The 247-nt window shown below is 64.8% G+C and carries 1 protein-coding gene; it reads right to left on the bottom strand.

All coding sequences use genetic code 11. The features are described 5' to 3' along the window. Positions 1 to 247 (bottom strand): ABC transporter permease (locus R0J92_RS25430; protein WP_411053731.1); only part of this gene is annotated, 247 nt, incomplete at both ends.

The raw sequence follows: 247 nt of genomic DNA on the forward strand, positions 1-247 counted from the left end.
CGATGGAATCGCGAATGCCGCTCCACATGCGCCGGGGCACCGTCGTTTGATCCGGGCCGCCGATGAACAGAATGACGATCACTTCATCGAACGAGGTCGCGAAAGCGAACACGCTGCCGGTCGCAACGGCCGGCGTGATGAGCGGCAAGGTCACGCGTCTGAACGCGACCCAGGGGCGCGCGCCGAGCCCGGAAGCCGCGCGCAACAGGCTGTGATCGAACGAAAGCAATGAGGCGGTCACCGTGAT

It is taken from the genome of Tritonibacter sp. SIMBA_163, assembly GCF_046535935.1.
Taxonomy (GTDB): Bacteria; Pseudomonadota; Alphaproteobacteria; order Rhodobacterales; family Rhodobacteraceae; genus Epibacterium; species Epibacterium scottomollicae.